A 1,640-nucleotide genomic window follows, 5' to 3' on the forward strand; every position below is an offset into this window, starting at 1 on the left:
CAATGGGCACGATGAACACAGCCGTTCGGCGAACGGGCGCTGGCGGGACTGATGGCGAGCATCATCAACGCTCGTCCGCAAGCCACCGTCACCGTGGCGACACATCCAGGAGGGCGACGCCGCGGGAACCGGTGAAAGGCCAATCGGCATACGGCGCCCGCGGCATTCATCTCGATATAGGGGGGATCGGTGGCGAAGGTCGTCGTCGCCGGCGGGGGCATTGCTGGGATCGCCTGCGCCAGCGCACTGCTAGCCGAGGGAATCACCGTGGATGTCCGTGACCGGGGCCGCGTGATCGGCGGACGGATGGCCTCACGGTGGATAGACGGGCGCATCGTGGACTCCGGCGCGTCGTACTTCACCGCCACCTCACCGGAGTTCCGCGAAGTCGTGGACGATTGGTTCATCCGTGGCCTGGTACGCCCCTGGACGCACCGAATGTCGGTAATCAGTGGGCCGACCGCCACCCTGGCCGAGCCGCGTTCCGGCCCGCTGCGGTACGCCGCCCCGCGCGGGCTGCGTTCCCTGGTCGCCGACCTCGCGTCCCGGGCCGGGGTACAGGTCACACAGTCCACACCGATCCGCCGGGTCACCCCGGGTCCCCGCGTCGACGACGAGGCCGCCGACGCGGTGGTCCTCGCGATGCCCGACCCGCAGGCACTGCGCCATCTCGACCCGGCCTGCGCCGAGGAGCGGACGCAGCTCGCCGGCCGACCCTGGTCGCCGGTGCTGGCGCTGCTCGCCGGCTGGCCCTACCGGTGCTGGGCACCGATCGACGGAGCCTTCGTCCACGACGACGATACGATTACCTGGATCGCTGACGACGGTCGTCGCCGAGGTGACAATGCCGCCGTCCTGGTCGCCCACTCGACGCCGGATTTCGCGCGGCCGCGGCTGGCCGACCCCGCAGCGGCCGGGCCTGATCTCGTCGCGGCGCTACGGCGCCTGCTCACCATCACGATGCAACCCAGTTGGACGTATGTGCAAAAGTGGACCTTCGCTCGCCCGGACCGTCCGCACGAACAGCCGTACTACCTGTCCAGCAGTGGGATCGGGCTCGCCGGCGACGGCTGGGGAACACCGAAGATCGAGAATGCCTGGCGCTCGGGCACCGAGCTGGGCCGGGCCCTTGCCGCCCGATTGAGATAACCGATTGCGACAACCTATCGCAATAACCGATTACGATGACCGATGACATGTGACCGGATCGAGCCTGCGTCGGCGTAGGTCGTTCGGTTGACGATGCGTGACGCGGGTACACCCTCCGACATGGAGATCAAAGTAAGCCTGTCGTTGCCCCACGATGAGATCTCCATACCCGTGATTCGACGTATCTGTACGCAGTCCCTGAAGGTCCTGGGCGTCAATCAAGAATGCATTGACGATGTTGAAATCGCCTTGACCGAAGCGTGCGACAACGTTCTTCTACATGCCCATGCCGGCGACGAGTACGAGGTTTTGGTGGGAGTGGACAACGAAGTCGCTGTCATCGAGGTGAGCGATCGCGGCGACGGTTTCGACAGCGCGGATGAGCTCGATCGGACAGCCCGCCAGAATGGCGATTCCCCCAGGCCAGATAATGTTCCCGAGCAAGGCCGCGGCATCTTTCTCATGCGCGCTCTGATGGACCGGGTGCAGTT

Annotated in this window: 2 protein-coding genes; both read left to right on the plus strand. The window is 66.0% G+C overall.

Features of this window, described 5'->3' with window-relative positions:
• Positions 1-189: 189 nt before the first annotated feature.
• Positions 190-1,149: an NAD(P)/FAD-dependent oxidoreductase gene (locus AC08ON_RS09135; protein ID WP_476607194.1), complete on the plus strand. Its 960-nt coding sequence runs from the start codon at positions 190-192 to the stop codon at positions 1,147-1,149.
• Between the two features lie 120 nt (positions 1,150-1,269).
• Positions 1,270-1,640, plus strand: a 371-nt coding sequence (locus AC08ON_RS09140) for an ATP-binding protein (protein WP_476616787.1), incomplete at its 3' end; no start/stop codon positions are given.

Source organism: Frankia sp. CoWAU3 (assembly GCF_977971855.1).